Below are 26949 nucleotides of genomic sequence, written 5' to 3'. Positions count from 1 at the left end.
GCAGGGAAGGGCAGGCGGCAAGGGCAGAGACCGGCAACGCTCGTCACGGACGGGACGCCGTGCCGAAGGCCGGGAGGGGTCCCGGGCAGGGTGGGCTTACATGGCGGTCATGATGCGCAGAAGGTCATCCACCGCTGCGGTCGCCCTCGTCGCGGCCGTCGTATGCGGCGCTCTCACGTCGTGTTCCTCCGATTCCTCGGCCGAGTCCTCAGGGAAGGACCGGGCAGGCGGGTCCGGCGCCTCGGCAACCGCGTCTTCACCGGCCCGTACGAGCACGCCCACGCCGTCGCCCTCGCCGACCGGGCCGTGCGCCGACGGGAGTTGTGAGATCAAGGTCGCGAAGGGAGACGTCGTGACAGTTCTGGAACGGTACGGACTGGGACCGATCGAGGTCACGGAGATCACCGGCGACGGGGTCGGGATGGTCGCGCCCCTGACGGGCAACGGCTACAGCATCAGCGGCTGTTCGGGTGGCGGTGGCGTGACCTCGAACGGTGGTGGCGGCGTCAGTATGAACTGCGGCGTGGGACCCGCCGCGACCGTCAACGACGTCATGAGCCTGAAGGTCGTCAAGATCCAGAAACCCTCCGCCGTCCTGCGGATCGAACCCGTCAAGTGATGTCCAGGCGCGGTTCTTGGAGCAAGGCCGGACTCGTACCGGTGCTTGCTGTGTGCCTGCTCGCCGCCGGCTGTTCGGGCGGTCAGGAGACGGCGGCTGATCGCACGACCGGCCGGTGGCGCACGCGGCGGCGATCGCCCGGCACGCCGCCGACGGCACGCAGCCGACGGCACGCCGGTCAGGTGCGGGGGAGAACGCCCAAGAGGGTGGTCCGCAGCGCCAGTTGCAAGGACTCGGCCAGTTTCATATGGAAGCGGGCCAGCTCGGGTTCGGCCTCGTAGGCCGCCCGCAGGCTGGGCGGGGGAGTGCTGTACGCGGACAGCGCGCCGGCCAGGACCAGGGTCTGCAGGCTGAACAGCCGTGCGTCCTCGCCCAGTTCCGGCAGGTGCTTGTTCAGGAGTGAGGCCATGGTGGTCAGGCGGTCCAGGGAGGCGCGCTTGTAGCGGGTCACGACCTCGACGGAGACGTTGTGCTCCAGGACGCTGCCCTGTGCGCCGAACAGGTCGCACAGGACCGTGCGATCCGCGAGCGTCCGGCTGAGGATGCCGGCGACCGCTTCCGCCCGCTCGGCCATGGGGGCGCCTTTGTCGACGCCGGCGGCCAGCTCGTCCGCCAGTTGCGCCAGCCACTCCTGCAGGTAGCGGTCCAGCAGCTCCAGCAGCACCGCCTCGCGGGACTCGAAGTAGCGCAGCACGTTCGGCTTCGCCAGGCCCACGCGGCGGCTGAGTTCGTTCAGGGTGACCGCGGCCACGGGCATCTCGTCGAGCATGGCCGACGCCGTGTCGAGGATCGTGCGTCGGCGCAGCTCCCGCTGTTCTTCGGTCCGGGCCCGCTGGAAAGTCACGATCACCAGCCTAACTTGCGTACCCCCGGTACTTTGACAACGTACCGGAGGTACTTTACGCTCGGATGTACAAGGTACCTCCGGTACGTTATCTGGATGGGAGTCAGGCATGAGCGAGCACTGGACAACGGCGGACATCCCGGACCAGCGAGGACGGGTCGCCGTGGTGACCGGAGCCAACACCGGCCTCGGCTACGAGACCGCCAAGGCCCTCGCCGAGCACGGCGCCTCCGTGGTGCTGGCCGTGCGCAACACCGAGGCGGGCGAGCGGGCCGCCGCACGCATGACCGGAGACGTGACGGTGCAGGCACTGGACCTGACCTCGCTGGACTCCGTCCGCACCGCTGCGGCCGCCCTGCGGTCCCGGCTCGACCGCATCGACCTGCTGATCAACAACGCCGGCGTGATGTACACCCCGAAGCAGACCACCCAGGACGGCTTCGAGCTGCAGTTCGGCACCAACCACCTGGGACACTTCGCCCTCACCGGACTGCTGCTCGATCTGCTGCTGCCCGTCCCCGGCTCGCGCGTGGTGACGGTCAGCAGCACCGGCCACCGCATCCGGGCCGCGATCCACTTCGGCGACCTGCAGTGGGAACGGTCGTACAGCCGCGTCGCCGCCTACGGCCAGTCCAAGCTGGCCAACCTGATGTTCACCTACGAACTGCAGCGCCGCCTCGCCCCGCACGGCACCACCGTCGCGGTGGCCGCGCACCCCGGCATGTCCAGCACCGAACTCGCCCGCAACACACCCCCGGCCGTCCGGGTACCGCTCACCTGGCTCGCCCCACTGATCACCCAGCCGCCCGCGATGGGCGCCCTGCCGACCTTGCGCGCCGCCACCGACCCCGCGGTGCTCGGCGGCCAGTACTACGGCCCGGACGGACACTCCCAGGTCAAGGGGCACCCCCGGCTGGTCACCTCCAGCCCTCAGTCCCACGACATCGCCGTACAGCAGCGGCTGTGGGCCGTCTCCGAAGACCTCACCGGCGTGACGTTCCCCCTCACACCGGCCCGCCAGCACCCCGCGCACTCCGCCTGACCTCCTGCCGGCATGCAGCGCGGCCCGGCCGCTCCCGGCGGGGTCGAAAGCATGCGGGCGGTGTGTGGAGGGACGCGCGGGGCGGCAGGTCAGGGCTGCTCCGGCGCGGTGATCCGTGCGGAGACGGCGCCGAGTTCCTGCACGTCGACGCGGACGGTGTCGCCGGGCGCCAGGCAGTCGCGCCGGCCGGCGAGCTCCAGGACACAGCCCGTACCGCCCGGGCCGCCGGCGAGGAGGTCACCGGCCCGCAGCGTGGTGCCGCGGGAGGCGTGTGCCGGCAGCTCGCCGAACGACCAGTGGATCTCGTCCCGGCTGCCGCCGCCGTAATGCCGGCCGTTGACATGGGCGTCCATCCGCAGTGCATAGCCCTTGCCCGAACGGTGGGGCTCCAGCTCGTCGGGTGTGACGAGGAACGGGCCGAGGCTGGTGGAGGTGTCCTTGCTCTTGGACGGGCTGTACACAAAGCCCATCTGGCCGGCGGAGAGGTCGCGCGCAGTCCAGTCGCAGTGGACCAAATAGCCGGCGATGTGCTGCTCGGCCGTGGCGGCGTCGAGGTTCGAACAGCCGTGAGCGATCACCGCGGCGACCTCGACCTCGTAGTCCCATGACGTCGCGCCCGGCGCGACGGGGATGTCGTCCTGCGGCCCTTTGATCGCCGCTGGTCGGAGAAGAAGAAGGCATCCGGCTCGGCGGGGCTGGTGAGGTGTTCCTGTCCCTGGCCAGGGAACTGCTGCGCGCCGCCGTCCAGGCGACGGCCCGCATCCGCGACGCAGCCCGCCTCGCAGCATCACCATCGGCTACACCCGAGGGCTGGTCATCGCGCCGGCCCTGCGTGCCCTGCACGAGAACAACCCCGGCGCCGAGGTCCACACCCGCCTGCTCGCCTGGAACGCCTCACGGCCCGCGCTGCTGGAACACCGTGTCGACGCGGTGGTGACCCGCCTGCCGTTCCCCCCGGACCAGCTGCGCGTGAGGGTCCTCTACGACGAGCCGCGCGTGCTCGTCGTGCCGCGGGACCACCCTCTGGCCGGCATGGGATCGGTCACGCTTGACGACATCGCCGACGAGCCGATCCCCCATGTACGCCGGTCCGACCCGCAGTTGAAGGCCTACTGGCGTCTCGACCCCCGCCCCGACGGGCGGCCCGCGCCCGACGGACCGCTGCTCGAAGCCCTTGAGGACGAGCACGAACTCATCGCCGCCGGACAGGCCGTGGCCATCGGACCGCCCCTTGACCACGCCACCGGCCTGCACCCCAGCCTCACCACCGTGCCGCTGCACGGGATCGCGCCCAGCCAGGTCGTCCTCGCCACGCGCACCGGCGACCGCAGCCGCCTGGTCGCCGCTTTCCTCAGGCACGCCGGGGCGTTGCTCACCGGCACCATCTGACGTGCGGGGCAACGATGCGGTCCCCGCCGACCGGGTCCGGCTGAAGTGAGGCGGCTTCCTTCGCGGTCAGGCGGGGGGAGTGAAGAGCCCGATCTCGCTCACTTGCGTGAATCCCAGTCGCCGGTAGACCGGGGTACCCATGGCGCTCGCCTGCAGCGTGCACACCTGAGCCCCGTGGTCCTGTGCGATGTTCATGGCTGCCACGGTCAGGGCGGTGCCGATGCCGCGGCCGCGGTGCGACGGGTCCGTCGCAACCCAGTAGAGGCCGGCGACTCCGTTGCTGATCAGCGTTGCTGACGAGGCCACCGGACGGCGGTCCAGGTAGCCGACCATGCGGATCAGAACGCCGAGGTCGGTGCGCAGGTTGCGTTCGGCCGTGACCACGCCGTCCTGGAGGGACGTCATGCCGAAGGACGAGGCGTAGGCGTCGACGTACTCGGCCGCGCCTTCCGGCCCGGTCGAGGACTCGATGGTGAGCCCCGCCGGCAGGTCCGGGACAGGGGGCCGGTCGAGCCTGGTGGACATGATCGGCATGGACCCGGTGCGTTCGTAACCGCGCTTGAGCAACGCGTCGGACACATGCGCGTCGCTGTCCGGCCCCACCCACCACCGCCAGGGGACGCCCGCCAGCTGCCGCTCGGCCTCCGCCGCGGCGGCCTGGACGTCCTTACCGCGAAGTCTCAACACCCCGTTGAGCAGCCGGTGTTGCAAGCCGCTGCGGTACAGGACCAGGTCGTCGTGGACACCGCTGGAGCCGCCCCAGGCCAGCCAGTGCGCACGCAGGTTCCGCGCCTGCGGGGCTAAGTCATGGACGGACGTCACGCGGACGGAGGCGTCACTCATCGGCGCTCCTCGGGGATGGGGATCAGGAGGCAAGTACCGTACAGCGGCGGGAGCTTAGTCCGGGTCGGACGATGTGGAGCGGTTGGTGTGCCCCGGGCCTGAGGTGCTGCGCAGGACCAGTCGGGCCGTTTCCCGCAGGACGGTCGAGGTGACACGGACCCAGCGGGGACCGCCGAAGGTGCCCCAGACCGTGCAGACGAAGCCGGCCAGGACGAGGGCGAGAAGTCCGAGGACGAGCACTGTTTCCACGGGCACATCCTGGCGGCGCGGCGGCAGCGGGGCTGTAGTAGGGCTGTTCTGTTCACGTCACAACGTGGTGGCCGTTCGTCCGGGCCGCACGGCCCGGCCCCGCTGGAGGCGGCCGCCTCGCCCGGCGGCGTGGCACCCGGGACGGTCCGGTCACCAGCTGACGGCGATGTATTTGCTCTCGGTGAATTCCAGCAGGCCCTCTCGGGCGCCCTCGCGGCCCAGGCCGCTCTGTTTCGTGCCGCCGAAGGGCGCGGCCGGGTCGGAGAGGAGGCCGCGGTTGATGGCGACCATGCCGGATTCGAGCCGCTCGGCGACCTTCAGGCCGTGGGCCAGGTCGGCGCTGAAGACGTAGGCGCTCAGCCCGTGTTCGGTGTCGTTGGCGGCCGCGATCGCCTCCTCGTCGGTGTCGAAGGGGACGATCGCGGCGACCGGACCGAAGATCTCCTCGCGCAGGATGCCGGCGTCGCGCGGCACGTCCGTGAGGACCGTTGGCGGGTAGAAGGAGCCGGGGCCGCCGGGCAGGGTGCCGCCTGTGATCAGCCGCGCGCCCCGGTCGAGTGCGTCGCCGACCAGGCCGGACACCTTGGTCACGGCAGCGTCGTCGATGAGCGGGCCGCACTGGGTGGCCGCATCGGTGCCCGCGCCCATGACGAGCTGCGACATGCGCGCGGCGAGTTCGGTGGTGACGGGCTCGACGAGGCTGCGGTGCACGAGGCTGCGGTTGGCGGCGGTGCAGGCCTGACCGCCGTTGCGCATCTTGGCGACCATGGCGCCGTCCAGTGCGGTGTCGAGGTCGGCGTCGGCCAGGACAAGGAGCGGGGCGTTGCCGCCCAACTCCATGGCGCACTTGAGGACGTGGTCGGCGGCCTCGCGCAGCAGGCTGCGCCCGACGGCGGTGGAGCCGGTGAACGAGACGATGCGTACGCGCGGGTCGTGCACCATTGCCGATACGACGTCGCCGGCCGTGGAGGTGGTGACGACGTTGACGACACCGTCGGGCACGCCGGCCTCGGCGAGGATGTCGGCTATCGCGTAAGCGGTGAGCGGCGTCTGAGGGGCGGGCTTGAGGACGACGCTGCATCCCGCGGCCAGGGCCGGGGCGATCTTCCGGGTCGCCATCGCCGCCGGGAAGTTCCAGGGCGTGACGAGGACGGCGACGCCACTGGGCTCGTGCTGCACGAGGATCTTGTTGGCGCCCGAGGGCGCGGTGGTGAGCGTGCCGATGGTGCGCACGGCTTCCTCGGAGTACCAGCGGAAGAACTCTGCAGTGTAGGCGACTTCGCCGTGGGCGTCGGTGAGCGCCTTGCCGTTCTCGAGCGCGAGGAGGTGCGCGAGCTCGTCCTCGCGCTCGATGATCAGGTCGAAGCAGCGGCGCAGTATCTCGGCCCGGGCCCGGGGCGCGGTCTTCTTCCAGGCCGTCATCGCCGTCCGGGCGGCGTCGACGGCCGTGATCGCCTCGGCGGGCGTGGCATCGGCGACCTGGGCGATGACGCTTCCGTCGGAGGGGTTGATGACGTCGATGGCCGGGCGGGAGGCGCCGGGAACGGCCTTTCCGCCGATCAGAAGATCGCGCGAGGTGCGGGAGACGTCGGTGCTGCCCGCGGTGGTGCCGGTACTCATGGCAGGTGGGTCCTTCCGGGATGCGTCCGGGGCGGTCCGTCTGGTGGTCTGTGCACGGGTTCACAGGGGGTCCCGCAGGAATCGACAGGGTCCGTGCAGGAGTTCACGGAGCGGGGAAGCTGAGGTCGCCTTCGAACGCGGCGGTGGCGATGGCGAGGGCAGCCTGCTCGTCGAGGGTGCGGGGGTTGTTCTCGACGAGGCGGACGGAGGCGAGGCTGTGCCGGGCGATGGCGGGCAGATCGGCGCGCTGCACCCCGAGTTCACGCAAGGTACTGGGCACGTTGACGGCCTTGACGAGTGCGTCGATGGCCTCGATGCCCGCCCGCGCACGGTCCGCAGCGGTCCCGGAGACGGTGACACCCATCGCCGCGGCGAGCTGGGCGAACTCCTCGACCCGCGCGGGGAGGTTGAAGCGCATCACGTACGGCAGCAGGCACCCGGTCCCCATGCCGTGCGGCGTGTGCGTCAGTGCCCCGATCGGATACTGCAGGGCGTGCGCCGCCGCAGTGCCGGCGGTGCCGAGGGAGATGCCGCCGTAGAGGGCCGCGAGCATGACGTCCTGGCGCGCCTGTGCGTCCTCGGGGTTGTGGTAGGCGACGGGCAGGCTCCTGGCCATCAGGGAGATCCCCTGGAGCGCGGTCGCGTCGGTGAGTGCGTTCTTGCCGATGAACACGCGTTCGCTCGCCAGCGTCGGACTGCGATCGCGGCGGACGGCGGTGAACGACTCCACGAGATGAACGACGGCGTCGATGCCGGCCGCGGCCGTCAGGGCCGGCGGGCAGGTGTAGGTCAGCTCCGGGTCGACGACGGCCAGATGCGGGATCAGATGAGGGCTCGAGATGCCGACCTTCATCTCCCGGTCGGGGTCGCCGAGTACGGCCACGGGCGTTGCCTCGGAGCCGGTCCCGGCCGTGGTCGGCACCGCGATGACCGGCACGGTGGGGCCGGGCACCCGGTTCTCACCGTAGTAGTCCGACGGCTGCCCGCCATGGGCCAGCAGCAGGGCGACCACCTTGGCCATGTCCAGGCAGCTGCCACCGCCCAGCCCCAGGACCGCGTCGACGGTGGTGGAGCCCAACTGCTCGACGCAGCGCAGGATCCCCGCAACGGGCAACTCGGGTTCGGTGTGCGCCCAGACGGTCACCCGCACCCCGGCGTCGGTGAGTGAGGCGCGCACCTGCTCGAACTCGGCGCCCGCCGCCATGCGTTCATCGGTGCACACCAGCACCCGCCGGCCGATCCCGGCCACCAGCGCCCCGAGAGCATGACGCTGACCGGCGCCGAGCACGATGGCGCGGGGGAGACGAAGGACGCCGAGACCGGGATCACCGGACGCGGACGGGACGGCGGAAGCGGTCATGGGCTGTCTCCTCGGTGCGTGGGGTGTCGATGAACCTGCCGGTGCTGGGATCGCCGTCGTGGTCGTGGTCGTGGCCCCAGGGCGCGGTGCGGCGTGGCGGGGCGTGGTGGAGCGCCGTGCTGGCGGCTGTGTCGGCTGTCGGCACCCGCTGGGCGTTGACCGTACGCGCTGATCCGATCGGATAGCAAGGGGTTGTGGGTTGGATGCCCGCGGAACTGGGGGCACAATGATTCGTAGATATGGGCACACAGCGCATATCGCGGTTGTCGATGAATAGGTGCGCTCGATGATCCGATCGGATTGCTGGTCGAGTGTGGCGCCGTTGTGCGACCATGTGGCTGCCGTCGCAGGGAGCGCCGTATGAAGGGAGCGTCGTATGTCGACCACTCAGGACCGGCCTGCCGGCAGTCCTGTGTCCATGAGCCATGTGATGTACGACCGCCTGCAGGCGCTGATCATGTCGTCCGACATCGCCCCGGGTGAACGGCTCACCGTGGAAGCTCTGGCCCGTGAGTTCGACGTCTCGCCGACTCCGATCCGTGAGGCGCTCTCACGTCTCGAGGCCGATGGGCTGGTCCGTAAGACCCACCTGCGCGGATTCCATGCCGCACCGCAGCTCACGGAGGTGGAGTTCGAGGCGATGTTCGAGGTGCGCGCGCTGCTGGAGCCGTTTGCCGCCGGCCGTACCGCGCGCCTGGCGACGACGGACCAGGTGGCGGAGATCGCCGACCTGGACCGTCGTATGGCCCAAGTCGCCCGTGGCGTCAGCGAGGACAGCTACCGCGAGTTCGCCCTTCTCGACTCCAGGTTCCACGCCCTGATCGCCGAGGCCAGCGGCAATCCGATCGTCCGTGAGACCTTCGACCGGATGCACGTGCACCTGCATCTCTTCCGGCTGCCGAAGGACTGGCGCATCGCGGACCGCGCCCTGGCCGAGCATCGATCCATCGTTTCGGCCATCGAAACGCGCGACGAGATCCTCGCGACCGCTGCCATGCAGTCCCACTTGGCCAAGTCGCTGGCGCGGCTCAAGAGCCACTTTGCCGACCATCGGCAGGAAAGTCGCTGAGCATCCGTGGAGACCTCGCCGGCCATCGGCGGGGACCCCGCTGACCCAAGCCCGTGACGTCCCGGGCTCCCGTCCCGCCGACAGGGCCGCCGCCCTGGCGCCGGGCTCTCGTCGCCCAGGTCCAGCGCGTCGATGGGGTGCTCAGAGCCGCCCCTATACAGGAAGCGTTCCACACACGTCTGGACGTAGCCGTATGTGGGTCCGGCCCTGGAGATTGCCTGTCGGCGACCTCAGCAGCGGAAGGATCCGTTCTGTCGCCCACGATGGCCCTCAGTCGAGCCGAGTGTCGTTTTGAGGCTGTCATCGACCCCGAACCGCTTCGCGTGTCGCGACGGCTACAGCCGCGCCGAGTTCCGGCACTGGAATGCCGGCGACGATCCGGCCGACGGCTGCAACACGCGTGCCGAGGTCCTCATCCATGAGGCGGTCACCGCGCCCACCGTGGGGGCCGGCTGCCGCCTGAGCGGGGGGAGTTGGTGGTCGTACTACGACGCCACCGTTGTCGCGTCGGCGTCCGGTCTCGACATCGACCACATGGTGGCCCTCGCCGAGGCCTGGGACAGCGATGCATCGGCGTGGACTGCGCAGCGCCGCGAGGCATACGCCAACGATCAGCGCGCCGAGCAGTCCCTCGTCGCCGTCACCGCGCGCTCCAACCCCAGCAAGGCCGACCAGGACCCGACCGACTGGCTGTGCCGCCTGCCGCCGGGGTCCACTGCCGGTACCTCGCCGAAGGGGTGCGCACCAAGCTCCGCTGGAACCTGTCCGTCGACGACAGCGAACTGGCCGGCCTCAAGAATGCGGCCACAAGCTGCCCGGACCAGACGGTGACCCACGAACCCGCCCCCTGAGCATGCCGCCGGCCCCGCCACCCGCCTCGCACGGGCCGCGAGGCCCCGCTCCGAACCGCCGCTGGGCACGTCAGCTCAGGCTCGTGAAGGGCAGCGAGCCGGCCGGGGGTCAGAGAGCCGTTTCCTGCCTGCGGTATCCAAGAACCCCTCCGAGTACGACGCCTGCGGCCAGAACACCGGAGGTGACCCGCAGCGCGGATCCGACCCCGTCCCCGGTGGCGGGTCCGGCATGTCCCGCGACGGTGGTCATCACCGCCAGGCCGAGTGCGGCCCCGATCTGTCGGCTGGTCGTCACCAGTCCGGCAGCCAGGCCGGCTTGGGATGCGGCAACGCCCGAGGTCGCGGTGCCCGTGGTCGGCACGAAGGCTGAGCCGAGACCGAGACCGACGAGGACCAGCGGCACCAGGATGTGGCCGGCGTAACCGACTGGGCCGTCGTTGCCGCTCAGCCACCACATGCCCGCCGCCGCGGCCGCCAGGCCGATCATGACCTGCCTGGCGGCTCCCAGTCGTACCACTGTCCGGGATCCCACCAGGGTCCCGGTCATCGTTGCCAGGCCGGCCGGCATGAACGCCAGCCCGGCCCTCAGAGGCGTGTAGCGGTTGACGTCCTGGAGGAAGAGCGACACGAAGAAGTACATGCCGAACAGAGCCACGCCGATGGTGGCCGCGACGCCGTTGGCCAGCATGAGCCTGCGCATGCGCAGCACTCGGAGGGGGACCAGTGCGGTGTCGCCCATACGGGCTTCCACGAGCGTGAAGGCCGCCAGCAGGACGACGCCGAGCACCAGTGTTCCCAGTGTCGGCGGCGCCGTCCACGCGTGCTGGGCCGCGGTGACGATTCCGTAGACGAGTGAGGACAGCCCGCAGGTGGCCAAGAGGGCCCCCACACGTCCAGCGGTGGTCGCGTCCGGGAGTGTGGCTCTGCGGGGTCGAGATAGCGGGGGAGGGCCGCGAGCAGCAGTGCGCCGATCGGACCGTTGACGAATAGGACCCAGCGCCAGTCAAGGAGGTCGGTGAAGATGCCTCCGGCGACCATGCCTGCGGCGGCGCCGGCGGCCGCGGTTCCCGTCCACACGCCCAGGGCTTTGCGACGGGCGTCCGGCTGGGTGAACGCGGTCGTCAGCACGCTGAGCGTCGAGGGCGCCAGCAGCGCCCCGCCGATGCCCTGGACGGTGCGGGCGGCGATGAGCCAGCCGCCGTTGGGTGCGAGGCCGCCCAGGATGCTGAAGAGTGTGAACACGCTCAGTCCGGCGAGCATCACCCGGCGGTGGCCGATCAGGTCGGCGGCACGTGCTCCCAGCAGGAGGAAACCGGCGAAGGTCAGGGTATAGGCGTTGATCACCCACTGTTGGCCGGTCACGCCCAGGTGGAGGCCGGTGCGGATGTCTGGCAGGGCCACGTTCATGATCGTGACATCGACCACGACCATGAACTGAGCCGCGCAGCACAGCACCAGAATCATGCGCAGTGGCCGCACCGGGGAGGGGGCAGGCTCCATGGCTGTATCGCTTGCGTTCACAGCGACCGCCCGCGGATACGGGCCCGTGAACTGCGCACCTCCCGGCGTGCCCGCTGCAGGAGGTCGTTGGTGAGTGTGCCTCGCCGCTTGAGGATTCGCCCGCCGACGATCACGGTGTCGACGTCGCGTGGCCCGGCGCTGAGGAACGCCGCGAGTACGGGGTTGTTGAAGCTGTCCAGATGCGGGGTGGACAGGTCGAGCGTGATGAGGTCGGCCTGCCGGCCGACTGCGATCTCTCCGACCTGGTCGGCGAAGCCGAGTACCCGGGCGCCCCCACGCGTGGCCAGGTCCAGCATGTCAAGGTGGCCGTGGCGCAGTTCGGCGGGCATCTCGCCCCGGTTGATGGGCTGCGCATTGGTCCGGGACCGCTCGGCGGCCAGTGCCAGGCGCATCTCTGCGAACAGGTCGCTGGGCCCGTAGGCGACCGTGTCGGCGCCCAGGCCGACCGGCACACCGTGCTCCAGTGCGGCGCCCACGGCGGGGTGGGTGCCCAGACCCATGGTCATGTCGACGGTCGGGGTGGCCGACACGGTTCCGCCCGATTCCGCGACCTGTTTCCATTCCTGCTCGGTGAACTCGTTGGCGTGGACATAGTTCACATCAGGTCCGAGAAGGTCCTGGCGCCCGAGCTGATCGACCGTGCCGGGCAGGCCGGCCATGCCGGCGTGCAGGGAGATTGGCAGCCCCAGCTCGCGGGCGAGAGCGAACTCGTACTCGTTCTCCGCCGGTGTCGCCATGGACGGGCCGCGCAGGGCGAGCCCGAGTGCGATGCGGCCGTCGTCCTGCCGGCGCGCCGCGTGGGCGGCCTGCAGGTGCCGGGTCTGTGCCTCATAGCGGGAGTAGTCCCCGCCGGCACTGGCCTTGCCGCCGAAGTACAGCCGGGCCCGGATGCCGCTGTCGTGCAGAGCACGCAGATTGGCGTCGATGTCGGCGTCGGACCCCAGGTTGTGGGCCCAGTCGGCGACGGTGGTGACCCCGGCGTTGATGGCTTGCACCGCGCCCCACAGTACGCCCGCATACACGTCCTCGGCGGTGAATGGGTCACCGAGTCCCTCGTTCACCTGCTGCGCGTACGGAAACAGCGTGATGTCGCTGGAGCTGGCTGCCAGGCTTCCCAGCCACATGTGCCGGTGCGTATCCACAAGGCCCGGCATCACCAGCTGGTCTGCAGCATCGATGATCTCTTCGTCGCCGACAGCGGCGGCAGGGTCGCCAAGGCCGGCGATGCGGCCATCCCGGATCAGGACATCGGCGATCCGGCTCATCCCGTCCGGGAAGAGGACGTGACCGCCTCGCAGCAGGAGGGGCTGGGGCACGGGAGTGTCTGACACGACGACTTCCATCTCTAGTCGGTATACAACAGGTACCGGTATACGATTGGAACCGCCATGTAAGTGGCACACAAGAGAGGGACTTTGAACTGCCCAGGTATCACGGGAGGTACCAGGTGGCCCAGCCGGCGATGGTTGAATCAGGTGAACGCTCCGACCGTGATGAGCTGTTGCGCGATGTGATGGACCGCATCGGCGACAAGTGGTCGGTGACCGTCATCTGCCGACTCGATGACGGTCCGCTCCGGTTCAACGCGCTGCGACGGGCGGTCGATGGCATCACCCAACGGATGCTGAGCACCACGGTGCGCCGCCTTGAGCGTGACGGCCTGATCAGCCGCACCGTCGAGCCCACCGTGCCGCCGCACGTCGAGTACGCGCTGACCGAGCGTGGACGCAGCCTGCACGGCATCCTTGCCGAACTGGTCGCCTGGACCGAGGCGAATCTCGACGAGATCCGCCGCGATCGTGAGAAGTATGACGCTGCTGTCAGCTCTCGCGCCGAGCAGTGACGAGACGGCATGCCAGCGGACGGCCGAACAACAGCCCCGCCAGGGCGTCCGCAGCGCGGCGGCGGGGCCGCGTGCCAGTGGGGCCGGACAGTGGGGAAGGCGCTGCCGATGTGCTGGACGCGGTGACTGCAATCCAACCGCGCTGTCCTGCCGCCGCGAGCCTGATGCCACCGCCCGCGCGCGGCAGCCCAAGGGTCGGGCGCGGGCGATCGACGAGAGGGATCGTGAGGGTAACTGCCGCAGGCGCCGAGCGGCTTGCCCTGAAGGATCAGGTGGCTGTGCTGCCGGGGGCTGTGTGGAGCAGACGGTGAATCAGGATGCTCCAACTGTCGGCGAGCGGGCGGCCTGCGGCCGGTGAGGGGGGCGTGTCGGGTTCGGGCAGGGCTAGATAGAACAGCAGCGGGCCTTCCAATGCGCCGGTCAGCTGGATGGCCACACTATCCAGGTCCGGCAGGCCCAGCCCGGCTTGGCCGAGCAGCATACGCAAGTGCGTTTAGTGGGTGGGGGCGCTCGGTCTGAGGCGCCCGCCCGTCATTGCGCATGCACCGTATGGCTTTTGAGGAGTCTTGCCATGAACCTGTTCTGTCTGGATGCGAGCGTCATCCCGGCCGCTTCCGCCAGCGCTGAGCAGGCTTCTCTGGCGAGGCCGAGTGGAGCGCCGCCCACCCCGATGCCACGGTGACGCGGCGTCACGTGGGCGATGATCCGCTGCCTGCCGGCGCCTGGGCGCTGGCGGCCACTGCCGGCTTCACCCCCGAGGCCGACCGCAGCCGGGCCCAGCGCGACGCAGCGGGCGTTGGCAGCCACGCTGATGGAGGAACTGCGCGGTGCCGACGCGGTGATTCTCGCGGTGCCGCTGTACAACTTCGGCGTCGCTCAGCACTTCAAGACCTGGGTCGATCTAGTGATCGCTGGAGCGGGCCCGACCGGCAGGTTGACGCGACCCTGGTCAAGCGCGAGTTGACGCTGGCCGCCTCCACGCCCGGTATGGAGGCGTTGCGGGACCTGGCCGATCAGCAGTGCGCCGCCGCCAAGGGCAAGCACGTGAAGCCTGACTCGCCCTGGCCGGTAACTGACACCGATCGGCCGCACACAAGCAGACGGACAGACGCGAGTGTGGGGGACGTTGGGCTGCCGCCCTCGGCCAACGATCAACGAGGCATCGTGAGGCTCAGCGCCGCCCCGGGCTTGCAGGATGCCCGCGGCCGCAGCCCGCCCTGTCCTCCACACAGGGCGACGGTCTGCCCGGCGCCCGCTTCTGCATCGGCCTCCACCAGGTCGGCACTGCTTTCCAGTTCAGCGATGCCAAGAAGGGCTCTGGCAGAGGCTTTATGGCCCGGCCCGTCCTACGCGTGACCTGGACGGTTTCCTTCAATGCCCAACTGCGCCCTGGTAAGTCCACAGGACGCCGGTCGGCCCGCGCCGACGGAAGCGGTACGCGAAAACGATCACGGGGCGGATTGCGTTGAGGTGTCGTCTGCACTCCACGAGGTGAGGATTTGAAGTGCCTCGGCGGACGGGCTGCCTGGTTCGGCGGTCAGGACCATGAGCCGTTTGTCCGGGGCATCCGGGCTGGCCCAGGTGTCGCACTCCAGGGTCAGCGGGCCAGCCACCGGATGCTGGAAGTGCTTGGTGCCGTAGCTGGCGGACGACACGATCCGCCCGCCCCACCATTGCCGGAACTCCGGGCTGCGCACGGACAGTTCGCCTGCCAGATCCGCCAGACGCGCATCGTCGGGGTTGCCGGCGGTTTCGAGGCGTAGCGTTGCCGCGCTGACGCGGGCTGCTGTTTCCCATTCGACGTGGAGGTCGCGGAACTTGGGATGCAGGAACAGCAGTCGGGTGTAGTTGCGCTCGTGAGGGGAGAGTTGCGCGAAGTCCAGGTACAGCGCCGTGGCGGCAGCGTTCCAGGCGAGGATGTCGTTGTAGCGCCCGAGCACCATGGCCGGGGAACGATCGAGCTGGTCCAGCAGCCGGTGTGTCGACGGGCGAACCCGCTGCGGTCCGCGGCGGATTCGCCGACCGGTCGGCCTGCCGGCGAGCTCGTAGAGGTATGTCTGTTGGCCGGCGTCGAGCCGGAGAGCACGCGCCAGTGCCCCCAACACCGTCGCCGAGGCCTGCAATCGACCCTGCTCTATCCGGCTGTAGTAGTCGACGCTGATCGACGCCAAGCGTGCCACCTCTTCGCGCCGGAGGCCCGGCACCCGCCGTAGCGTGCCATCGTCGGCCAAGCCCACTGCCGCAGGGGTGAGTTCAGCGCGGCGAGCTTTCAAGAATGCGCCCAACTCGGCTCGTGTCGACCTGTCGGCCATCTCTGTCATCCTTGCTCCGCATGACACTTGCTGAGGTGGAAGGGATACATCTTCTCGCACGTCCGTCCGGTTTTGTGCCGCCGCTGTGCGCACCACTCGGCACGGGTTCCCCGCCAGTCCCTCTCGGGCGCAATTTCATGGACATCATGTTCTGTGCTGTCGCCGGCCGCTCGACTGAGCGGCCGGTAGAAGATGCGGTTGCTTCGTGTGTCTGGTCGTGTTGTTGGAGCTCAGGGTGCCGGGGTGTCCTTCGAGAGGCCGGCGCCGAAGAACTCGGTCAGCTTCTCGACAGCGGGGTCGACATACTGGGCTTTGTCATAGAGGTCGACGTGGCTGGCGCCGTCGATCCAGTGCAGTTGTTTGGGTTGATGCGCCTCGGCATATGCATCAGTGGTCATGTGCCGGGTGATGGCCTCGGTGCCTACGATCATCAGCAGTGGCCGCGGGGCAATCAGATTGATGAAGCGGAATGCCTCGAAGGCGGCGATCCTGCCCATACTGGACCAGGTGAATTCCTTGGCCGAGCGCGGGTGCTGGGCACGGTCGGTGCAGTAGTAGTCGAAGCCTTCAAGGCCGTGCTGGCCGCCCAGCCGGTGGGCCTGCTCGGCGGTGGCCGGGAAGATGGGGAAGTAGCCGATCCCCTCACCGCGCGCCTCGGCGGTGCGAGCCTGGGCGGCCATGTCCAGCAGTCCCTGGATGACCGCCGGGTTCTGGGTTCCATCGGGGCCCTCGCGGTAGCTGCGTCCTACGTCGACGCCGCTGACGGTGGCGCCGGCCTTGATGCGATGGTCGGTGGCGGAGGCGGGGATGACGTAGCCCCCGGAGGCACAGATTCCCAGGGCGCCGATCCGGTCGGCGTCCACCTCGGTGCGGGTGCTCAGGAAGGACACGGCCGCTTTGAGATCCTCGACCCGCTGGGCGGGGTCCTCAAGCCCGCGCGGCTTCCCGCCGCTTTCACCCTGGTAGGCAGCATCGAAGGCGAGCGCGACGAACCCGCGCTCGGCCAGGTGGCGGGCATACAGGCCTGCAGCCTGTTCCTTCACACCGCCGGCCGGGTGCCCGATGACCACGGCGGCACGTGGTTCGGTCGGCTCGCCGTCCGGGGTGAAGAGGTGGCCGGCGATCGTGATGCCGGCGCTGTCGAACGTGACGTCCCTACGCATGGATGGTTCTCCGAGATGACGCTTCGATGCAGAAACCGATCGAGTCTTCGTGTCCCGGCAGTTCGCCGGGACACGAAGACCAGGCTCCCTGCCGCGGTTGTGCGGCATAAGGGGAGAGTTCTTGCCCCGGCAGGAATGTGCCCCACCGGGCCCCGGCGAGAGGAGGCCGCTGCCCGGCGGCGCAGCGGCCGCACCCGCGTCTGGCCTTACGCTCAGGGCCGGTGAGGTGCGTTCGACGTCGCCAGGTGGGTGGCCACCTAGCCGGCTGCCCGCCCGCCTCGCTTCGGGCTCAGTCGACGGCGACGTGGAAGACGGAGCGGGCGTTGGACAGTTCGCGGAAACCCCATACGCCGTGGTAGCGGCCGTAGCCGGAGGAGTTCACGCCGCCGAAGGGCAGGTTCTCCTCGGCCCAGTGCACGGCGTGGCCGTTGATGGTGACGCCGCCGGAGGTGGTGTTGTCGAGCATCCGCTCGATGAACGCGTCGTCCCTGGAGTAGACGGAGAAGCCCAGCGGCTTCCCGAGCGAGTCGGAGTGGGTGAAGATTTCCTCCTCATCCGTGTAGGTCAAGACCGGCAGGATGGGCCCGAAGATCTCCTCCTGGACGATCCGGGTGTCCCGGGGGACGTCCAGCAGCACGGTCGGCTCGATGACCAGGTTGTCCGCGTCAGTCCTGCCGCCGAACGCGACGATTGCGCCGCGCGCGATGGCTTCGTCGAGGTAGCCCTTGACGCGCTCGTAGTTGCGCTTGTCGACGAAGCGGCCGTCCCTCTGCCACTGGAACTCGCCGGTCTCGTCGTAGTAGGCCCGCTTGACCGCGGCGACGTACGTCTCGACGAAGGCATCACGCAAGTCTGCGGGAACCCATACGTAGTCGACCGACAGACAGGTCTGACCGTGGTTGTAGATCTTGCCGCCCAAAAATGCCTGAGCGACCAGGTTGAGGTCGATGGTGCGGTCCACGATGGCCGGGCTCTTGCCGCCCAGTTCGAGCGTGAACGACGCCATGTGCTGGGCGGCCTTCTCGACGATGATCTTTCCGACGCGAGGGCTGCCGGTGAGGAAGATGTGGTCGATGGGAAGGTCGAGCAGCACGTCGTTGGTGCTGCGCACCCCGTCCGGCGTGGTGACGTCGTTGTCTTTGAAGACCGCGACCTCCCGCTCGTCGAACACCGCGCGCACGATCTGCTCGATCACCGCACCGGTCGCCGGCGCCATCGAGCTGGTCTTGGCCAGGACCACGTTGCCCGCAGCGACAGCCTGGATCAGGGGGGAGAAGAACATCCCGATCGGGAAGTCCCAGGTGCCGAACAGCAACACCACGCCGCGGGGTTCGTACTTGACGAAGATGCGTTCTGCGGCGGGCGTTGCCGGTGACTTCTCGACGGGCAGCGGCGCCATCCAGTCCGCAAGCTCATCCCGGACCTTGTCGAGATTGCCCATGACCGTCTGAAGCTCGTCCCGGTTGTCGGCCGGGCGGCCCAGGTCCTCGTGGATGGCCCGGCCGATCTCGCCTTGCCGCGTGAGGATCTCGGCACGCAGGCGCTCCAGGCGCTCGACGCGCTCCGCGGCGGTCGTGTGCCGCATGACGCGGCGGTGGCTGCGCTGGGCCTGGAAAATGCGCTGAATCTCGTCCAACTCGAGCACGGTGGTGCTTCCTCTCATGACGTGCGCACGGCACGACGGTGGGTGGGGCCCAGATGGCGCGCCGCGTACGTCCGGCATCCCGTTCATCCGAGGGCAACGGTCTCGTCCAGAGGGCGCGCGTGGGCCGGCATGAAGGAGCCGACCATGCGGCGCCCTTCCGTGCCGCCGTCCACGCTAACGCGCCGACGAGCAATGTGACAACCCTCTTACATTGGCGGCTGGGCTATCGTGTCGGCGACTTCTTGAAGGCTGGCGCGAGGAGGTCTACTATCTATGTGATAGCCCTCTAACATTGCTGGCCGGTCAGGCCGGCGCGCGTCCTCTCACGGAGACCGGTGCCCCACAGCGACGAGCCGCCCCTGACGCAGCCGCGTCAACGGCGCAAGCGTGCGTACCATCACGGCGACCTGCGGGCCGCAGTGATCGACGCAGGCTTCGCGCTGCTCGCAGAGAAGGGCCTCGACGCCTTCTCCGTCGCCGAGATCGCCCGGCGGGTGGGCGTCAGCACCGCCGCTCCGTACCGGCACTTCGCCGACCGCGACGAGATCGTCGCCGCCATGGCGACACAGGCGGCACGCGAACTGGCCACCGAGATGCGTGACGCTGTCGACGCGGCAGGCGACGAACCGGTGGAGCGTTTCGCCGTGACCGCCGGCGTCTACGTGAGATACGTCGCCCAGCGGGGCGCCGGGTTCAACGTCATCTTTGCCACCCGTCTGCAGAAGCTGCGCGATGAGTCACTGGCTGCCGCAGGGCGCGAACTGATCGACCTTCTGCTCGGCCTGGCTGTCGCCACGGGCCGGACCCCGGCCGACGCCCTGGTGCTGATGGAGCGTCACATCGCCCTGGCCCACGGTTACGTCGGCCTGTTCCGCGACGGCTTCTTCCCGCAGCGCAATGCCCTCGGCGAGGTCGCGGATCACGCGATCCAGGGAAGCCGGGACCTGGCCGGCAACGCGACCGCACACTGACCGGCCGCCGACTGCGCCGGCCCGCCCCGAACAGGCGGCTGCGGCGGGTAAGGCCGCACGGCCGCATTCGCACGTGGCCGGTACACACGACAGTTGGTCGCTCTATCACGGACCGCCTCACGGCGGGGTCAGGGGACGGCCGATGCACCCTGCGGCGCCGACGAAGCGGCGGCAGGCGCGAGCCCGGCACGGCATGCGGCTGGTGCGTGCGGTCCTTGGCCGCCGAAGCGATCCAATCAGACGTATGTGTGCAGGTGTTGGCCTGCTTGGTGAGATGCCCCGCACCTTGCCGGGCGTGGACACCAGCGGCTGATCGAAATCGAGATGTCATTCCGATTGCCGGTATTGGCCGTCGCGCATCCACAGCAGCACGGCTGCGGCAGCGATCCAGCCGGCCAGCGTCAGCAACGGCACGGTGACCTGCACGCCATGGAAGTAGCAATAGCTGCGGACGGCCCGGACGGCGGCTCCTGGAGGCAACAGTCCCGAGACGAACTGGGCCGGCGGCGGCAGCAGATGGACGCCGACGATGCCGCCGCTGGTGGGCATGCCCACGGCGACGAACAGCACAGTGGTTGCCGCATGGCCGGGAGGTCCTAGCCACTGGACAAGTGCCTGGGTCGTGAGCGCACCGGTCACCGACAACAAGGCCAAGGTCGTCGCCACGGAAAGTACCGGGCCGGGAAGCGCGCCCAGCAGCGGCCCCGTGACGAGTGCTCCTGCGAGGCCGCTCAGGGCCCCGAAGACGCCGGTGACACAGACGCGTTGCCGCCAGGGCGGACGGGAGTGAGCCCGGTTCAGGCTGTGCGCCAGGGAAGATGACGCCAGCGAGAGACTCAGACCTGTGAAGAACATGGCCAGGCCGCGACGGTCAGTTGGGCTCAGCGGAACGGTGTCGTGGGTGGACAGCGGCCGATGCAGCTTAGCGGCTGCCGCGGACACTTCTTCTTCGATACTCACGGCAGTGGTGGGACCGGCCGCCGTCGCCACGTCCAGGCGAAGGCCGATCGGAGTGGTCGAAATCACCGCGCTCACCCGCCCGTTCCTCAGCAGGGCCAGCCCTGACTCTCGGTCCCCGACCGGGTGCGCCTGCAGCGCGGGTCCGGCCAGGACGCCGACCTGCTGGGCCGGCTCCTGGTTGGTCACGACGGCGACCGGCGCTCGGTGGGGCTTGGCGGCGCTGCTGAACCCGACGTACAGGCCGATGAGGATGCAGGAGAGCACCACGGCCGCCAGGGTTGAGGACAACAATGGCCACATGCCGTTGTGCCTGTCGGGCGGGGACGGTGATGCCGCCTTGGCCGCGCGGGCGGTGCAGCCCTGCGGGGGCAGGGGGTCTGTCGCTGCCGACGGCGCTGTCTCGCTGACCACGGTTCTCTTGCCGTATTCCGATGGGTGCGGATCCTTTCGAGGGATAGCTGAGCTGGGAAGACGCTGATTGACGTGTGGGCGGTGTCGTCGTACTTCTACCGTGGCGAGGTGGAGGTGGGACGCGATGGTGTCGTTGCCGGAAGAACTCCAGGCGCGGGAGGCCGCGGCCCGACAGCGGGTGGAAGAACTCCAGGCCGAGGCTGCGGAGTTAGCCGTGCGGCTGGAGAAAGCCCAGGCGGATCTGTCGCGGTTGGAGATCACACGGGAGACCGTCATGCAGGTGCTGGCGGAGCTGTCGGCCGCCGAGGAAGTGCCGGAGGTCGACATGCACGATGCGCCGGAACCCACGGAGGCGCCGGCGCCTCACGGCATCGGGGTGATGGCGGTGCCGCCGTGGCGGGAGGGCCTGGTCGCCGAGGTGCTGCCGGACGTCTACCGGGACATCGTGGAGATCGTCGCTGATGCTTCGGGTCCGTTGCAGGCCAAGCAGATCGTGCCCCGGATCGGGCTGGAGGCCACCACGGCGAAGATCGAGGGGACGCGGGGGAAGCTGAAGCGTCTGGTGGAACGGGGCTGGCTGGCCGAGGACACACCGGGCCGGTTCACCCTCGCCCGCCATGACGGGGACGCCGACCGGGTCAACTCCCGGTGACCAAGGGGCTCTTCTCCGTAGATTCGAAGGTACCACCCAAACGAATCGCCAAAGAGCCGAAGAAGAGCCCCAGATGGAACCCTATGACGCCTTATCCGAGCCTGATGCGTATGCCGCCTCCCGTGATGCCTTCGAACGCCTTGTCTCGACGCTGGCCGGCGCCCCGGCGCACAGCATGGCCCACGACGAGCTGGAGGGGCTGCTCGAACAGCAAGGACGCGAGTTGCTGCGGCAGTTGATGCAGGATCACCTCGACCTGCGGGCGAGGGCGGAGGAAGCCGCGGCCCGCATCAGCGCGGGACGGCTGGTGGTGCGCGGGCCGGAAGGCCAGCTGCGGACCTGGCGGGAGAGCAACCATCTCCGCTGGCTGACCTGCGTGTTCGGGCCGGTGCGGGTGACCAGGATCGCCTATCGCGGCCGGGGCGTGTCCAACGTCCACCCGGCGGACGAAGTGTTGTCGCTGCCCGCCGGCCGGCACTCCCGCGGCCTGGCCCGGCTCGCGGTCCTGGAGGCAGTCCGCGGCTCGTTCGACCAGGCCCAGGCCGCGATCGAGCGCCGCTGCGGAAGAGTACTGGGCAAGCGCCGCCTCGAAGAACTGGTGGTCGCTGCCGCTGTCGACATCGCCGCCTACTACACGGTGAAGATCCCCACCCCGTGCACCCGCGAGATGCCGCTGGTCATCCAGGTCGACGGCAAAGGCGTGGTGATGCGCCCCGAAGCCCTGCGCGAGGCCACCCGCCGGGCCGCGGCCAAGACCGCGGCGGCCGGACGGCGCGGACGCCTGGCCCCGGGAGAGAAACCCAACCGCAGGCGCATGGCGACCGTGGCCTGCGTCTTCGACACCGCGCCCGCCCCGCGCCGGCCGCACGACATCGTGCATCCGCCCGGCGGCCGCAGCGAGAGCCGGCCGGTCAGGCCGGGCCCGAAAGCGGAGCGCAAATGGTGCACCGCCTCGGTGATCCGTCCCCCGGAACGCGTCGTCGTCGACGCCTTCGACCAGGCCGAGGCCCGTGACCCGCAGCATCTGCGGGACTGGATCGTGCTCGTCGACGGCGCCCGCCACCAACTCGACCTGATCCAGGACGAAGCCGCCCGCCGCCACATCCGCCTCAACGTCCTGCTCGACTTCGTGCACGTTGCCGAGTACTGCTGGACGGCAGCCCACGCCTTCCACCCGGTCGGCAGCCGCGAGGCCGAGACCTGGGCCGCGGACAAACTCACCGCGATCCTCGCCGGACACGCCGACCGCGCCGCCACCGAGATGACCGTCCAAGCCGCAGCCGAACGGCTTCCCGCCACCCGCCGCGAGGCCGTCACCACCTGCCACCGCTACCTCACCGGCCACCTCGACCAACTCCACTACGACACCGCACTCGCGGCCGGCTGGCCGATCGCCACCGGCGCCGTCGAAGGCGCCTGCCGCCACCTGATCGCCGACCGCCTCGACATCACCGGCGCCCGCTGGGGACTCAACGGAGCCGAAGCCGTCCTCCAGCTCCGCGCATTAATAACGAACGGCGACTTCGAGGACTACTGGATCTTCCACACGGCCCGCGAACATCAACGCCTCTACCCCAGCCCCGACCAGCAGAACTACAGCCTCACTGCTTGATCCCGACCATCACTTCAGAGGATCCGCACCCTATTCCGATTGCCGAGCTGTTGTGGCGGGCGGGCGGAAGAAGGCATCTGCCCGCCACAACTGCGGTCCGATGGATCAAGGGCTGACAGCCACCGTGGTGGATTCGGTGTAGAACTGCCGGGCGGCCAGGCCCTGTTCCCGGGGCCCGAAGCTGGACTCCTTGGTGCCGCCGAACGGCGCCCAGTGGTCGAGCCCAGTGGTGGGGGCGTTGACCCGAATCATTCCGGCCTCCAGGTCGCGGGTGTGGGTGAGAGCCGCAGTCAGATCCCGCGTATAGAGGGAGGCGGACAGGCCGTAGGGGGTGGCGTTGGCCAGCTCGATGGCGTGCTGGACGGACCGGGCCCGCAGCAGGGCGGTAACGGGAGCGAAGACCTCGTCGGTGGCCAGGACGTCGTCGGCGTCCGCGACCTCGACCAACGTCGGCTCCAGGTAGGAGCCGGGAACGTCGGGCCTCCTCCCGCCCGTCAGGATCCGACCGCCGCTGGCTGCGACGGCGGCCAGGGCGCCGTCCCGGGAGGCCTTGTCGATCACTGGACCGACCTGGCACTTCGGATCGGAGGGGTCAAGGACGACGAGGGCCTTCACCGCTTCGACCAGGGCGTCGCGGGTGTGCTCGTAGACGTTGTCCTGGACGATGATGCGGCTGGTGGCGGTGCACTTCTGTCCCGCGTAGGCGAAGGCCGACCCCACGATTCCGGCGATGGCCCCGTCCACATCGGCATCGGCCAGCACCACCGTGGGGTTCTGGCCCCCCATCTCCGCCTGGGCGATGCCGCCGCGTGCGCTGACCGCAGCCGCCACCTGGCGACCCACTTCGGTCGACCCCGTGAACGAAACGGCGCTGATGACGGGCGACTCGGCCACAAGGGCCCCGCTGCCAGGCCCGACCGCGAACATCACAACGCCCGGGGGGAGGTGCCGGTTGAGGATCTCCGCCAGGGCCTCGGCGGTACCGACGGCCTGCGTGGATGGCTTGAAGACAACCGCGTTGCCGTACGCCAGGGCCGGCGCCAGCTTCCACGCGGGAATCGCCAGCGGGAAGTTCCACGGCGTGATCAGCCCCACCACGCCCCGTGGCCGGGACCGGGTGTAGGTCAGCGTCCGCGCCTCGCTGCCCGGCAGCACGTCCCCCTCGGGAAACAGTGCACTCTGCGCGAAGTAGCGGAAAGTCCGCTCCGCACGGACGACCTCGCCCCGGGCTTCAGTGATGGGCTTGCCGACCTCGCGGGAGATCAGGTCGGCGAGACGCTCGGCGCTGGCGGCGATGTCGTCCGCGGCACGGGTGAGAGCGACGGCTCGCTCCGGGGCGGCGGTGCGCGCCCAGGCACGGCCCGCGCTGGCTGCCAGCTCCAGCCGGGCCGGAAACTCATCGATCGGGGTCACCGGTACCTCGGCGACCGTTTCCTTTGGCTCGTGCGGATTGGTACTGCGCACAGTGGTCACGAACAACTCCTTGAGGGCTGGTGGCTCACGCCTGGTAGGCCGCGAAGACCTTGTCGGACACGAACAGGTGCGACCCCACGAACTCCGACCAGGTCGGCGTGGTGCGGCCCAGTTCGCTCATGGCGCCCAGCAGGGCCCACCAGTTGAGCAGTTCCTGCTGGCCGGCGGCCTCCGCCTGGGCGAGGCTGGTGGATCGCCACACGTCCAGGTCACCGTCGACCAATGCCTGGTACAGCCGCTGGTCGGCAGCGGTGTCCGGGAAGAGATGGTGAGTGGACTCCACGAGGAAGCTGTGCGACCAGCTGGAGGAGGCGACCAAAGCGACACGCCAGGGACTTTCCGCTGCCGCGCGGGCGACAGCCGCGCCCACCTGCATGACGCGGGCCGGCGAGGGGCTCGGCGGATCCAGCTCGCGGATGTCGCCGAGGGCGCTGATGTTGCCCTGGTAGCTGATCACTCGACGGCCGTAGCAGTTGATGGGGAAGGCGACGACGGGGTAGTCGAAGCCCTGCCGCTCATAGTCGAGATACAGGATCGTGTTGAGGAAGGCGTGCGGGAAGCCCGGGTGGTGCAGCGGCTTGTAGGCGTAGGAGACGTCGATGTCCTGCTCGAGGAGGGCGCTCGTGAAGTGCTTGGCCGCCTCGCGGTGGCCCCTGACCCGGATCTCGTGGTCCTTGGGCTCGTTCCACACGTTGTGGTTGCCCATGACGTTGGACTCGGCCGAGTGCTCCCAGGGGCGGACCGTGAGGTCGTCATAGGCGAGCACCGAATAGGGCGGGACGATGTCCTCGCGGAAGTTCTCGTACTGGTCGTCACCCCAGATCACCACGACATCGGGATTGAACTCGTCGAGCGCTTGGCGGACCTTGGCGAACTGCGCGACCAGGGCCTCCCGGTGACGGCGGCCGGCCTGCTGCCCCTCGTCGGATGCCCACTCGGCGCGCGCCTCCGCGGGCCAGTTGGCCGGGTCGCGGAGCGCTTCGGGAAGCTGGGAATCGGCGAGGGCGCGTTGGAACACACGGGTCAAGTTGTCGTTCGTGCCGCTCAGCGGCGGATAGTGGGTTACTCCAAGACCGAGGACTTCAGCCATGGTCTTCACCTTTCTTCGGTGGTGCTGCCGAGGCCAGGCAGGAAAAGAGAGCACGGGTGGGCCGTCAATGGCCCAGCCCGCTCGGGAGTTGCACGAAGGTGTCAGTCCAGCAGCGACTGCCAGCGTCGCCAGAAGGCGCGCATCTGAAGCTCGTCACTGGCCATGCTGGGCTGTCCGGCGTGCTCACGGTGCATGCCGCGGGAGATGTCCGACCAGGTCACGTCCGGGGCGGTGCGCAGTCCGGCCTGGCATGCCTCACAGGCCTCCAGGTCGTCGGGGGTGGCCAGGCCCGCGGGACCCTGGAAGGCGATGTAGCTGTCCAGGCGCCGCGCACGCAGGTCCGGGTCCTCGCCGGCGGTCGCGAGGGACCACTGGTGAATCTTTGTGTGTCCCGCTGCGGTAGGCGTGATCGTGCGGATCACGACGCCCATGATGTCGTTGATGATCAGGTTGGGGAACACCAGCAGGTTGCGGTCCGTGAGCCCGATCATCTGCGCGCGCTCGGAGCCGTAACGTTCCACCAGTTCCTGGTACTTCGCTTCGACCTGGGGACGGTTGTGTTCGCCGAGGGCCGGGGTCCAGCGGGCCACGGGGCGCGCCCACGGGCCGTGGACGCAGATGACCGCATGGCCGTTTCCCAGATCCAGCGCCTCGGTGGTGTCGTCGCGGTCGAGGGTGTTGCCCTCTCGCTCCTCCAGGTACGTGAAGTACGTCTTGTGCAGGGGCAGCAGGTGGTAGCCGTCCAGGCTGTTTTCCACGAACAGCTTCCAGTTGGCGTCCATGGAGTATTCGTGGGCGCCGGGCACGACCTCCAGGTCATCGGCCTGGTCGGCGACCAGGTCGATGTAGTCGGCCGCTCCGGCCAGATACGTCTTGAGGCCGACGGCGCCGGGGTCGAAACACACGAAGTAGAACCCGCGGTAGTTGTCGACCTTGGGCGGCGAGAGCAGGCCCATGGCGGCCCGGTCGAAGTGCTCTCCGTAGCCCTCGTCGCCGGGTACGCCGTTGAGCGCTCCGGTGCTGTTGTAGGTCCAGGCATGGTAGAAGCAGCTCATGCCGCGGGCGTTGCCCTCGGGAATGCGGCACACCAGGGCGCCGCGGTGGCGGCACGAGTTGTACAGCACGCGCTTGGCCCCGTCGTGGCCGTGCCAGAAGATCAGCGGTCGGTTGCCGACATCGCGTGCTTTGAAGTCGCCGGGCTTGGGGATTTCCGATTCGTGGCCCACGTAGAGCCAGCATCGGCCGAACACTGACGCCATTTCACGTTCGAAGACGGCTTCGTCGATCAGTGTGGTCCGGTCGATGCGGAACGTGCCCGCTGCGACGTCTTCGACCACCCACTCCTTGGCGGAGGTGTTGCGTGAGTCGGTGCTGGGGGTCATGGTCGACGCCTCCCTTGGCGCGGACGGG

At 69.3% G+C, this 26949-nt stretch carries 28 protein-coding genes and 2 pseudogenes; 12 read left to right on the top strand and 18 right to left on the bottom strand.

Annotation, left to right across the window (positions count from 1 at the left end; genetic code table 11):
* Window positions 1-180: 180 nt before the first annotated feature.
* Together MQN93_RS39180 and MQN93_RS39175 are read left to right on the top strand one after the other, a co-directional pair.
* Window positions 181-327 carry a hypothetical protein gene (locus MQN93_RS39180; RefSeq protein ID WP_234024496.1) on the top strand — a complete coding sequence of 49 codons (147 nt, stop codon included), beginning with the start codon at window positions 181-183 and terminating at the stop codon, window positions 325-327.
* Between the two features lie 25 nt (window positions 328-352).
* Entirely contained in the window at window positions 353-619 is a 267-nt protein-coding gene (locus MQN93_RS39175; RefSeq protein WP_242713239.1) for a hypothetical protein, read from the top strand.
* A 178-nt stretch (window positions 620-797) separates the two neighbouring features.
* Here the strand turns inward: MQN93_RS39175 and MQN93_RS39170 are convergent, their stop codons facing one another.
* Complete coding sequence (locus MQN93_RS39170; RefSeq protein WP_242713238.1) at window positions 798-1463, bottom strand: TetR/AcrR family transcriptional regulator; 666 nt, start codon at window positions 1461-1463, stop codon at window positions 798-800.
* A 109-nt stretch (window positions 1464-1572) separates the two neighbouring features.
* Between MQN93_RS39170 and MQN93_RS39165 the strand changes: the two genes are divergently transcribed.
* On the top strand, window positions 1573-2505 hold the full coding sequence (locus MQN93_RS39165; protein WP_242713237.1) for an SDR family NAD(P)-dependent oxidoreductase: 933 nt from the start codon (window positions 1573-1575) through the stop codon (window positions 2503-2505).
* An 89-nt stretch (window positions 2506-2594) separates the two neighbouring features.
* Here the strand turns inward: MQN93_RS39165 and MQN93_RS39160 are convergent, their stop codons facing one another.
* Entirely contained in the window at window positions 2595-3293 is a 699-nt protein-coding gene (locus MQN93_RS39160; RefSeq protein WP_242713298.1) for a fumarylacetoacetate hydrolase family protein, read from the bottom strand.
* Between MQN93_RS39160 and MQN93_RS39155 the strand changes: the two genes are divergently transcribed.
* Window positions 3292-3894: a LysR substrate-binding domain-containing protein gene (locus MQN93_RS39155; protein WP_308404516.1), complete on the top strand. Its 603-nt coding sequence runs from the start codon at window positions 3292-3294 to the stop codon at window positions 3892-3894. The two genes, MQN93_RS39160 and MQN93_RS39155, sit on opposite strands and share 2 nt — an antisense overlap.
* A gap of 66 nt (window positions 3895-3960) precedes the next feature.
* Here the strand turns inward: MQN93_RS39155 and MQN93_RS39150 are convergent, their stop codons facing one another.
* From MQN93_RS39150 to MQN93_RS39130, 5 genes are all read right to left on the bottom strand, one after another.
* Window positions 3961-4737 (bottom strand): GNAT family N-acetyltransferase, encoded by a 777-nt coding sequence (locus MQN93_RS39150; protein ID WP_242713236.1) that lies wholly within the window; start codon window positions 4735-4737, stop codon window positions 3961-3963.
* Between the two features lie 54 nt (window positions 4738-4791).
* Window positions 4792-4986 (bottom strand): hypothetical protein, encoded by a 195-nt coding sequence (locus MQN93_RS39145; protein ID WP_242713235.1) that lies wholly within the window; start codon window positions 4984-4986, stop codon window positions 4792-4794.
* 150 nt (window positions 4987-5136) lie between these two features.
* Window positions 5137-6606 carry an NAD-dependent succinate-semialdehyde dehydrogenase gene (locus tag MQN93_RS39140; protein ID WP_242713234.1) on the bottom strand — a complete coding sequence of 490 codons (1470 nt, stop codon included), beginning with the start codon at window positions 6604-6606 and terminating at the stop codon, window positions 5137-5139.
* A 103-nt stretch (window positions 6607-6709) separates the two neighbouring features.
* Complete coding sequence (locus MQN93_RS39135) at window positions 6710-7966, bottom strand: iron-containing alcohol dehydrogenase (RefSeq protein ID WP_242713233.1); 1257 nt, start codon at window positions 7964-7966, stop codon at window positions 6710-6712.
* Entirely contained in the window at window positions 7932-8111 is a 180-nt protein-coding gene (locus MQN93_RS39130; RefSeq protein WP_242713232.1) for a hypothetical protein, read from the bottom strand. Before MQN93_RS39130 ends, MQN93_RS39135 begins: the two co-directional genes overlap by 35 nt.
* A 231-nt stretch (window positions 8112-8342) precedes the next feature.
* On the opposite strand from MQN93_RS39130, the gene MQN93_RS39125 reads away from it, so the two are divergent.
* Window positions 8343-9035 (top strand): GntR family transcriptional regulator, encoded by a 693-nt coding sequence (locus MQN93_RS39125; RefSeq protein WP_242713231.1) that lies wholly within the window; start codon window positions 8343-8345, stop codon window positions 9033-9035.
* A 327-nt stretch (window positions 9036-9362) separates the two neighbouring features.
* A pseudogene (locus tag MQN93_RS39120) lies at window positions 9363-9886 on the top strand (GmrSD restriction endonuclease domain-containing protein); the annotation flags it as partial.
* A gap of 109 nt (window positions 9887-9995) precedes the next feature.
* On the opposite strand, the gene MQN93_RS44085 reads toward MQN93_RS39120, so the two are convergent.
* The 3 genes and pseudogenes from MQN93_RS44085 to MQN93_RS39110 all read right to left on the bottom strand — a co-directional run bounded on the left by MQN93_RS44085 (window position 9996) and on the right by MQN93_RS39110 (window position 12531).
* Window positions 9996-10775, bottom strand: coding sequence for an MFS transporter (locus tag MQN93_RS44085; RefSeq protein ID WP_308404515.1), 780 nt, complete (start codon window positions 10773-10775; stop codon window positions 9996-9998).
* A gap of 113 nt (window positions 10776-10888) precedes the next feature.
* Window positions 10889-11350, bottom strand: a pseudogene (locus MQN93_RS44470) (MFS transporter); the annotation flags it as partial.
* 53 nt (window positions 11351-11403) lie between these two features.
* Window positions 11404-12531, bottom strand: a complete 1128-nt coding sequence (locus MQN93_RS39110) for an amidohydrolase family protein (protein WP_242713230.1) — start codon at window positions 12529-12531, stop codon at window positions 11404-11406.
* Between MQN93_RS39110 and MQN93_RS39105 the strand changes: the two genes are divergently transcribed.
* Both MQN93_RS39105 and MQN93_RS39100 read left to right on the top strand, forming a co-directional pair.
* Window positions 12532-12735, top strand: coding sequence for a hypothetical protein (locus MQN93_RS39105; RefSeq protein WP_242713229.1), 204 nt, complete (start codon window positions 12532-12534; stop codon window positions 12733-12735).
* 119 nt (window positions 12736-12854) lie between these two features.
* A complete protein-coding gene (locus MQN93_RS39100) occupies window positions 12855-13250 on the top strand; it encodes a winged helix-turn-helix transcriptional regulator (RefSeq protein WP_242713228.1) in 396 nt (131 codons plus the stop codon).
* A gap of 268 nt (window positions 13251-13518) precedes the next feature.
* On the opposite strand, the gene MQN93_RS39095 is transcribed toward MQN93_RS39100, so the two are convergent.
* Window positions 13519-13731, bottom strand: coding sequence for a hypothetical protein (locus tag MQN93_RS39095; protein ID WP_242713227.1), 213 nt, complete (start codon window positions 13729-13731; stop codon window positions 13519-13521).
* 315 nt (window positions 13732-14046) lie between these two features.
* Between MQN93_RS39095 and MQN93_RS39090 the strand changes: the two genes are divergently transcribed.
* Window positions 14047-14214, top strand: a complete 168-nt coding sequence (locus MQN93_RS39090; protein WP_242713226.1) for an NAD(P)H-dependent oxidoreductase — start codon at window positions 14047-14049, stop codon at window positions 14212-14214.
* A 484-nt stretch (window positions 14215-14698) separates the two neighbouring features.
* Here the strand turns inward: MQN93_RS39090 and MQN93_RS39085 are convergent, their stop codons facing one another.
* From MQN93_RS39085 to MQN93_RS39075, 3 genes are all read right to left on the bottom strand, one after another.
* Window positions 14699-15562: a helix-turn-helix domain-containing protein gene (locus tag MQN93_RS39085; protein WP_372504524.1), complete on the bottom strand. Its 864-nt coding sequence runs from the start codon at window positions 15560-15562 to the stop codon at window positions 14699-14701.
* A gap of 230 nt (window positions 15563-15792) precedes the next feature.
* Window positions 15793-16725 (bottom strand): alpha/beta hydrolase, encoded by a 933-nt coding sequence (locus MQN93_RS39080; RefSeq protein WP_242713224.1) that lies wholly within the window; start codon window positions 16723-16725, stop codon window positions 15793-15795.
* A gap of 289 nt (window positions 16726-17014) precedes the next feature.
* Window positions 17015-18370 carry an aldehyde dehydrogenase family protein gene (locus MQN93_RS39075; protein ID WP_242713223.1) on the bottom strand — a complete coding sequence of 452 codons (1356 nt, stop codon included), beginning with the start codon at window positions 18368-18370 and terminating at the stop codon, window positions 17015-17017.
* Window positions 18371-18705: 335 nt separating this feature from the next.
* Between MQN93_RS39075 and MQN93_RS39070 the strand changes: the two genes are divergently transcribed.
* Window positions 18706-19341: a TetR/AcrR family transcriptional regulator gene (locus MQN93_RS39070; protein WP_242713222.1), complete on the top strand. Its 636-nt coding sequence runs from the start codon at window positions 18706-18708 to the stop codon at window positions 19339-19341.
* 327 nt (window positions 19342-19668) lie between these two features.
* On the opposite strand, the gene MQN93_RS39065 is transcribed toward MQN93_RS39070, so the two are convergent.
* Window positions 19669-20568: a hypothetical protein gene (locus MQN93_RS39065; protein ID WP_242713221.1), complete on the bottom strand. Its 900-nt coding sequence runs from the start codon at window positions 20566-20568 to the stop codon at window positions 19669-19671.
* A 268-nt stretch (window positions 20569-20836) separates the two neighbouring features.
* Between MQN93_RS39065 and MQN93_RS39060 the strand changes: the two genes are divergently transcribed.
* Together MQN93_RS39060 and MQN93_RS39055 are read left to right on the top strand one after the other, a co-directional pair.
* Window positions 20837-21364, top strand: a complete 528-nt coding sequence (locus tag MQN93_RS39060) for a hypothetical protein (RefSeq protein WP_242713220.1) — start codon at window positions 20837-20839, stop codon at window positions 21362-21364.
* A gap of 73 nt (window positions 21365-21437) precedes the next feature.
* Window positions 21438-22976: an ISKra4 family transposase gene (locus MQN93_RS39055; RefSeq protein ID WP_242713219.1), complete on the top strand. Its 1539-nt coding sequence runs from the start codon at window positions 21438-21440 to the stop codon at window positions 22974-22976.
* Window positions 22977-23081: 105 nt separating this feature from the next.
* Here MQN93_RS39055 and MQN93_RS39050 read toward each other — a convergent pair whose 3' ends face one another.
* The 3 genes from MQN93_RS39050 to MQN93_RS39040 all read right to left on the bottom strand — a co-directional run bounded on the left by MQN93_RS39050 (window position 23082) and on the right by MQN93_RS39040 (window position 26921).
* Window positions 23082-24449: an aldehyde dehydrogenase family protein gene (locus tag MQN93_RS39050; protein ID WP_242713218.1), complete on the bottom strand. Its 1368-nt coding sequence runs from the start codon at window positions 24447-24449 to the stop codon at window positions 23082-23084.
* A 25-nt stretch (window positions 24450-24474) separates the two neighbouring features.
* Window positions 24475-25539, bottom strand: coding sequence for a DODA-type extradiol aromatic ring-opening family dioxygenase (locus tag MQN93_RS39045; protein WP_242713217.1), 1065 nt, complete (start codon window positions 25537-25539; stop codon window positions 24475-24477).
* A gap of 101 nt (window positions 25540-25640) precedes the next feature.
* A complete protein-coding gene (locus tag MQN93_RS39040) occupies window positions 25641-26921 on the bottom strand; it encodes an aromatic ring-hydroxylating oxygenase subunit alpha (RefSeq protein ID WP_242713216.1) in 1281 nt (426 codons plus the stop codon).
* Window positions 26922-26949: the final 28 nt, after the last annotated feature.

This window comes from Streptomyces spinosisporus, from assembly GCF_022698145.1.
Taxonomy (GTDB): Bacteria; Actinomycetota; Actinomycetes; order Streptomycetales; family Streptomycetaceae; genus Streptomyces; species Streptomyces spinosisporus.
This window is presented reverse-complemented; position numbering and strand designations above follow the sequence as displayed.

Bases quoted from the DNA above. Each gene is read 5' to 3' on its own strand.
- MQN93_RS39040 (WP_242713216.1), bottom strand. From the start codon at position 26,921: ATGACCCCCAGCACCGACTCACGCAACACCTCCGCCAAGGAGTGGGTG.
- MQN93_RS39060 (WP_242713220.1), top strand. From the start codon at position 20,837: ATGGTGTCGTTGCCGGAAGAACTCCAGGCGCGGGAGGCCGCGGCCCGA.
- MQN93_RS39140 (WP_242713234.1), bottom strand. From the start codon at position 6,606: ATGAGTACCGGCACCACCGCGGGCAGCACCGACGTCTCCCGCACCTCG.
- MQN93_RS39165 (WP_242713237.1), top strand. From the start codon at position 1,573: ATGAGCGAGCACTGGACAACGGCGGACATCCCGGACCAGCGAGGACGG.
- MQN93_RS39150 (WP_242713236.1), bottom strand. From the start codon at position 4,737: ATGAGTGACGCCTCCGTCCGCGTGACGTCCGTCCATGACTTAGCCCCG.
- MQN93_RS39055 (WP_242713219.1), top strand. From the start codon at position 21,438: ATGGAACCCTATGACGCCTTATCCGAGCCTGATGCGTATGCCGCCTCC.
- MQN93_RS39085 (WP_372504524.1), bottom strand. From the start codon at position 15,562: ATGGCCGACAGGTCGACACGAGCCGAGTTGGGCGCATTCTTGAAAGCT.
- MQN93_RS39160 (WP_242713298.1), bottom strand. From the start codon at position 3,293: ATGCTGCGAGGCGGGCTGCGTCGCGGATGCGGGCCGTCGCCTGGACGG.
- MQN93_RS39135 (WP_242713233.1), bottom strand. From the start codon at position 7,966: ATGACCGCTTCCGCCGTCCCGTCCGCGTCCGGTGATCCCGGTCTCGGC.
- MQN93_RS39080 (WP_242713224.1), bottom strand. From the start codon at position 16,725: ATGCGTAGGGACGTCACGTTCGACAGCGCCGGCATCACGATCGCCGGC.
- MQN93_RS39110 (WP_242713230.1), bottom strand. From the start codon at position 12,531: ATGTGGCTGGGAAGCCTGGCAGCCAGCTCCAGCGACATCACGCTGTTT.
- MQN93_RS39125 (WP_242713231.1), top strand. From the start codon at position 8,343: ATGTCGACCACTCAGGACCGGCCTGCCGGCAGTCCTGTGTCCATGAGC.
- MQN93_RS39045 (WP_242713217.1), bottom strand. From the start codon at position 25,539: ATGGCTGAAGTCCTCGGTCTTGGAGTAACCCACTATCCGCCGCTGAGC.
- MQN93_RS39095 (WP_242713227.1), bottom strand. From the start codon at position 13,731: ATGCTGCTCGGCCAAGCCGGGCTGGGCCTGCCGGACCTGGATAGTGTG.